5 protein-coding genes are annotated in these 5,971 nt (G+C 67.3%); 1 reads left to right on the top strand and 4 read right to left on the bottom strand.

The window, feature by feature from the left end; genetic code table 11:
• On the bottom strand, positions 1-1,596 hold a 1,596-nt coding region (locus tag V6M46_RS04095), incomplete at its 3' end, for a DHA2 family efflux MFS transporter permease subunit (protein WP_332662494.1).
• A gap of 11 nt (positions 1,597-1,607) precedes the next feature.
• Positions 1,608-2,063, bottom strand: coding sequence for a MarR family winged helix-turn-helix transcriptional regulator (locus tag V6M46_RS04090; protein WP_332662493.1), 456 nt, complete (start codon positions 2,061-2,063; stop codon positions 1,608-1,610).
• A 160-nt stretch (positions 2,064-2,223) separates the two neighbouring features.
• On the opposite strand from V6M46_RS04090, the gene typA reads away from it, so the two are divergent.
• Positions 2,224-4,089 (top strand): translational GTPase TypA, encoded by a 1,866-nt coding sequence (gene typA / locus V6M46_RS04085; RefSeq protein ID WP_332662492.1) that lies wholly within the window; start codon positions 2,224-2,226, stop codon positions 4,087-4,089.
• Positions 4,090-4,148: 59 nt separating this feature from the next.
• Here typA and V6M46_RS04080 read toward each other — a convergent pair whose 3' ends face one another.
• Entirely contained in the window at positions 4,149-5,105 is a 957-nt protein-coding gene (locus tag V6M46_RS04080; RefSeq protein ID WP_332662491.1) for a hypothetical protein, read from the bottom strand.
• A 211-nt stretch (positions 5,106-5,316) separates the two neighbouring features.
• Positions 5,317-5,967: an alpha-ketoglutarate-dependent dioxygenase AlkB gene (locus V6M46_RS04075; protein WP_442880443.1), complete on the bottom strand. Its 651-nt coding sequence runs from the start codon at positions 5,965-5,967 to the stop codon at positions 5,317-5,319.
• Positions 5,968-5,971: the final 4 nt, after the last annotated feature.

Below are 5,971 nucleotides of genomic sequence, written 5' to 3'. Positions count from 1 at the left end.
GACCGGCGCTGCGCCTTCTTCGTCGTCGAGCAGGTGCACGACCTCACGCTTGCGCGGGAGCAGCGCCACCGGGATCAGCGTGGCGACCAGCACGCCGAACGCCACCCAGTAGGACGACTGGAACGCATCGGCCAGGTCGTTGAAGCCCTTCTGCAGCACGTCGCCGGGCACACCCAGCAGCTGGACGAGCTTCTCACCGTTGTCGGTGTGCGAGCTGGCCGCGAGCTGCGCCGCCGTGAGACCGCCGTCGACATTCGGCAGCTTGTCCGAGCCGGCGAGGATGTCGCCACTCTTCATGGACTTCGTGAGGACGACCGAGATCGTGGCGATGCCGGTCGCGCTCGCGACCTGCTGGGTCACGTTGAGCAGCGTCGACCCGCGAGCGACGTCGGCCGCCTTGAGGGTCTTGAGCGCCGACGTGAACAGCGGCATCATCGTCGCGCCCATGCCCAGACCGGTGACGAACAGCCAGCCCATGATGGTCCAGTCGGAGGTGCCCGGATCCGTGCTCTGTGCCAGGCCGAACATGCCGACCAGAATGCCGAGGAAGCCGAACGGGACGATGCGTCCGACCGGGATCTTGTCGGACAGCGCGCCCGCGATCGGCATCGTCAGCATGGCTCCGATGCCCTGCGCGGCAACGAGCAGGCCGGCCTTCTTGACCGAGTAGCCGTCGACCTGCTGGAAGTAGGTCGGCACCAGGAGCAGCGCACCGAAGAACGCCCCGGCGAACAGGAACATCGTGACGATCGACACCGTCAGGTTGCGGTCCTGGAACAGGCGCAGGTCGAGCAACGGGTGCTGCGGCTTGAACGACCAGACCACGAACGCGCCGATCAGGAGGATGCCGATCGCTGCGGGAATCAGGACCTTGCCGGTCACGACCGTGCCCTCCGCCATGCTGGACACGCCGTAGAGCAGCGAGGCGAGACCCGGCGACAGCAGGATCATGCCGACCACGTCGAACGACTCGCTCGGCTCCGGGGAGTCCTTGGGCAGGACCCGCCAGGAGTAGACCAGGCCGATCAGGCCGATCGGCAGGTTGATGAGGAAGACCCAGTGCCACGAGGCCGCGTCGATCAGGATGCCGCCGAGGATCGGGCCCATGATCGGGCCGAGCAGCATCGGGATGCCGAGGATCGCCATGAGGCGGCCCATGCGGTGCGGGCCGGCCGCCTTGGTCATGATCGTCATGCCGAGCGGCATCAGCATGCCGCCGCCGAGGCCCTGGAGCACCCGGAAGCCGATGAGGGCCTCGATGTTCCACGCCGTGGCGCACAGCAGCGATCCGATCGTGAACAACGCGATCGCGGTCATGTAGAGGCGCTTGGTGCCGAACCGGTCGGCCGCCCAGCCGGTGAGCGGGATGACCGCCGCGAGCGCGAGCATGTAGGCGGTGGCGGTCCACGCCACGGTCGAGTAGGCGAGCGGCTCGTCGCTGCCCGAGAGCTCGGTCTGGAACGTCGGCAGCGCGACGTTGACGACGGTCACGTCGAGGATCGACATGATGGCGCCGAGCACGACGACGCCCGCGATCTTGAGGAGCTCGGGTGTGATCTTGTCGCTGTCGTCGATCTGTCCCGTTTGGGATGTCATACGCATTTCTCCTAAGGGGTGTGCCGGCGCAGGGTGTCGCCGGCGAGGATGTCGCTGATCGCGCGATGCAGGTCGTCGCGCTGGGCCTCGGGCAGGTCCGCCGTGAAGGCCTTGATCGACTCACGCTTGGAGTCGATGTGTTGCATGCTGAGCTTCTCGCCCGCCGGGGTGAGCGAGACGAGCTTGACCCGACGGTCGTCGGGGCTCTCGCGTCGCTCGACGACGTCGAGCTTGAGGAGCTGGTCGACGTTGCGACCCGTCGCCGCGTCGGACAGGCCGAGCGCCTTGGCGATCGAGTGGATCGGCATGGGCTCGCCCTTCTTGGCGAGGAGGAACAACATACGTGCCTGCGAGAACGACAGGTCGAGCTCGACCATCGCGTCCATGCCGTCGGACTCGGCCAGCGTCATCAGACGCATGATGAAGTCCTCGAGCGCGGCATAGAGCTCGTCCGGAGATGTGGGCACCGAAAAACCATAACGAAGATGCAACCTTTGTTCAAATGAAGTCTTTGTGAACGCGCAATTACCGGGCGGTGGCCGCGATTCGTGTCCGGACGGTCCTCCCCCGTAGAATGGCAAGGCTCCGAGGTGCTCGAGCATTCCCCACGCATAGGACTTTTTTCGCATGCCCATTCGCTCCGACCTGCGCAATGTCGCAATCGTCGCCCACGTCGACCACGGCAAGACGACCCTGGTCGACGCCATGCTCCAGCAGCAGGGCAACTACGACGAGCACCACCAGCTGGCCGAGCGGGCCATGGACTCCGGCGACCTCGAGCGCGAGAAGGGCATCACGATCCTCGCGAAGAACACCGCAGTTCGCTACAACGGTCCCGGCGCGCCCGACGGCGGCGTCACGATCAACATCATCGACACCCCGGGCCACGCCGACTTCGGTGGCGAGGTCGAGCGCGGACTCTCGATGGTCGACGCGGTCATCCTGCTCGTCGACGCGTCCGAGGGCCCGCTCCCCCAGACCCGCTTCGTGCTGCGCAAGGCGCTCGCCGCCAAGATGCCCGTCGTCCTGGTCGTCAACAAGGTCGACCGCCCCGACTCCCGCATCGCCGAGGTCGTCGACGAGACGTACGAGCTGTTCCTCGACCTCCTCGAGGACGGCGCCAGCGAGGACGCCCTCGACTTCCCCGTCGTCTACGCCTCCGCGCGTGCCGGCCGCGCGTCGCTGAAGCAGCCGGAGGACGGCGGCATGCCCGACAGCGAGAACCTCATCCCGCTGTTCCAGACGATCATGGACGCCGTGCCCGCTCCGGAGTACACCGAGGGCGCACCGCTGCAGGCCCACGTCACGAACCTCGACGCGTCGCCGTTCCTCGGCCGCCTCGCGCTGGTCCGCGTCTTCGAGGGCACGCTCAAGAAGGGCGCCCAGGTCGCGTGGATGAAGCACGACGGCACGACCGAGAAGGTCAAGATCACCGAGCTGCTCGTCACCAAGGAGCTCGAGCGCGTACCCGGTGAGAGCGCCGGCCCCGGCGACATCGTCGCGATCGCGGGCATCCCCGACATCACGATCGGCGAGACCCTGGCCGATCCGGAGAACCCTGTCGCGCTGCCGCTCATCACGGTCGACCAGCCGGCCATCTCGATGACGATCGGCACCAACACCTCGCCGCTCGCCGGCCGCGAGAAGGGCACCAAGGTCACCGCCCGCCTCGTCAAGGACCGCCTCGACCGCGAGCTCATCGGCAACGTGTCCCTCAAGGTGCTCGAGACCGAGCGCCCCGACGCCTGGGAGGTCCAGGGCCGTGGCGAGCTCGCCCTGGCGATCCTCGTCGAGCAGATGCGCCGCGAGGGCTACGAGCTCACGGTCGGCAAGCCGCAGGTCGTGACCCGCGAGGTCGACGGCAAGATCCACGAGCCGATGGAGCGCCTGACGATCGACGCCCCCGAGGAGTACCTCGGCGCGATCACGCAGCTGCTCGCCGTCCGCAGGGGCCGCATGGAGCAGATGATCAACCACGGCACCGGCTGGGTCCGCATGGAGTTCATCGTGCCGGCGCGTGGCCTGATCGGCTTCCGCACCGAGTTCCTGACCGACACCCGCGGCACCGGCATCGCGCACCAGACGTTCGAGAAGTACGAGCCGTGGGCCGGCGACATCTCGACCCGTCCCTCCGGCTCGCTCGTGTCGGACCGCGCCGGGGCCGCGACGTCGTACGCCATGACCAACATCCAGGAGCGCGGCACGCTGTTCATCGAGCCGGCCACCGAGGTCTACGAGGGCATGATCGTCGGCGAGAACTCGCGCGCCGACGACATGGACATCAACATCGTCCGTGAGAAGAAGCAGACCAACGTACGCTCGAACGCCGACGAGTTCGAGAAGCTCGTGCCGCCGCGCAAGCTGTCGCTCGAGCAGTCGCTGGAGTTCTGCCGCGAGGACGAGTGCGTCGAGGTCACCCCGACCGCCGTGCGCATCCGCAAGATCATCCTCGACGCCACCGAGCGCAACCGCGCCAACCGCGGCAAGAAGTAACCCGGAGCGGTGACTTAGCGTCCAGTCGCTCCGTGGAGCGGTGACTTAGCGTCCAGTTCTCAGGCGACCTTGGACGCCAGGTCACCGCTCGACGGGATCGGTGCGAACAGCGCTGACCATCGATCGCCGAAGACCGGCGCAGGTCCGTCGTAGCCTCCGCGGACGAGCTGCCCGTAGACCTCGGCGACGAGCTTCTTCGGGGTCTCGAGCTTCTCGTTCGTGACCTGGACATAGCGCCAGCCCTCATCGCGGAAGTCCCGGTAGCGGTCGATGTCGCTGTTCCACTGGTTCAGGTCATTCAGATGTTGGCGGCCTTCGTACTCGACGAGCAACTTCCACACCAGGTAGACGAGGTCGCCGTAGCCGAGGATCTCGCCGCGCGCATTGCGTACGTCCTTGTTGGCCTCGGGTCTCGGCAGACCCGCGAACACCAGGACCACCCGGGACTCGGACTCCTTGAGCGAGCGAGACCCGGCGTCCAGGTGAGGCAGCACTCGCCGGACCTGACGCGCACCAGGTCGCCAGTGATCCCTGCGCGCCAGCTCAGCGACCTCGAGCACGGTCATGTGGCGGTGATGCAGCAACCAGTCGCCGACCTTGATCGCATCGATCATCCGGGCGTCCGCGCAGTACTGGATGAATGCGGCGGCCGGAGTCACGCCGACATCGTCGAGGGGTGGGAGCACCTCGGTGCGGTGAAGGAAGATGTCGTCGATGTCGAGGTGCAGGTCACCCGCGACGGTGAAGCGGAGCGGCTTCGCGGGCCCGAGGTCGAGACCCAGCGCCTGGATGCGGGTGAGGTGGCTCAGCTGTGCTCGTCGAGGCATCGCCATCGTGGCGGCTGCGATCCAGTCCCGATCCGTCATTGCATGATCGACATGCACCCAGACCCTCGGGAAGAGCCTGCGGAAACGCTTGCCACGGAGCACCTTCTCCGAGACGCCGACTGATCGTGCGTACGCAGCCGTGAACGGGCCGGCAAGGAGAACGGGAGGGATGTCGATGGGTGAGGGCATGCTCCACGCTGAGCCCGCGTACTGGCATCGCGCGACACGTCGAGTCGCGGCTGTGGACGCTCAGTCACCGCCGCATCCATGTGGACATCGAGCGGTGACCCTGCGTCCACGGCGCGTACGCAAGTGGACGCTAGCTCACCGCCCCGCACCGGGACTGGACGCTAGCTCACCGCTCGCGGCGGCAAGTGGACGCTAACTCACCGCCCAAGGGTCAGAGGACGTTCTTGGGGCGGAACTGCACGCTGATGCGGGGGCCGACGGGCTTGGCGGTCTTGAGGATCGCGTGCTCCCACGTACGTTGGCACGTGCCGCCCATGACGACGAGGTCGCCGTGGCCCAGCGAGAAGCCGATCTGGTGACCGCCGCCGCGCGGACGCAATGACAACCGGCGGGCGGCGCCGAGCGAGACGATCGCGACCATCGTGTTGTCGGTGCGACCGCGGCCGATGCGGTCACCGTGCCACGCCACGCTGTCGCGACCGTCGCGGTAGTAGCAGAGCCCGGACGTCACGAAGCGCTCACCGAGCTCGGCCTCGTAGTGATCGCTCAGCGCCTCGCGGGCCTCCAGCAGCAGCGGATCGGGCAGCTTCGCATCGACCCCGTAGTGGCACAGCAGCCGCGGCACGTCGACCATCCGGTCGTACATCTCACGGTTCTCCGCCCGCCACGGCACCTCGGCCTGCAGGCGGAGGAACAGGTCGTCGGACCCAGTGACCCAGCCCGGCAGCACGTCGACCCAGGCTCCCCGTGTCAGCACCGTGCGCTCAGGAGCCAGCCGGCCGAGGCCGGTGGGTTGCCCCATGTCGAGCAGCGATCCCTGGAAGAACTCCTCCATCCCGACATCGTACGCTCGATCGAACACATGT

The sequence above is a fragment of the Aeromicrobium sp. genome, assembly GCF_036676885.1.
Lineage (GTDB): Bacteria > Actinomycetota > Actinomycetes > Propionibacteriales > Nocardioidaceae > Aeromicrobium.
This window is presented reverse-complemented; position numbering and strand designations above follow the sequence as displayed.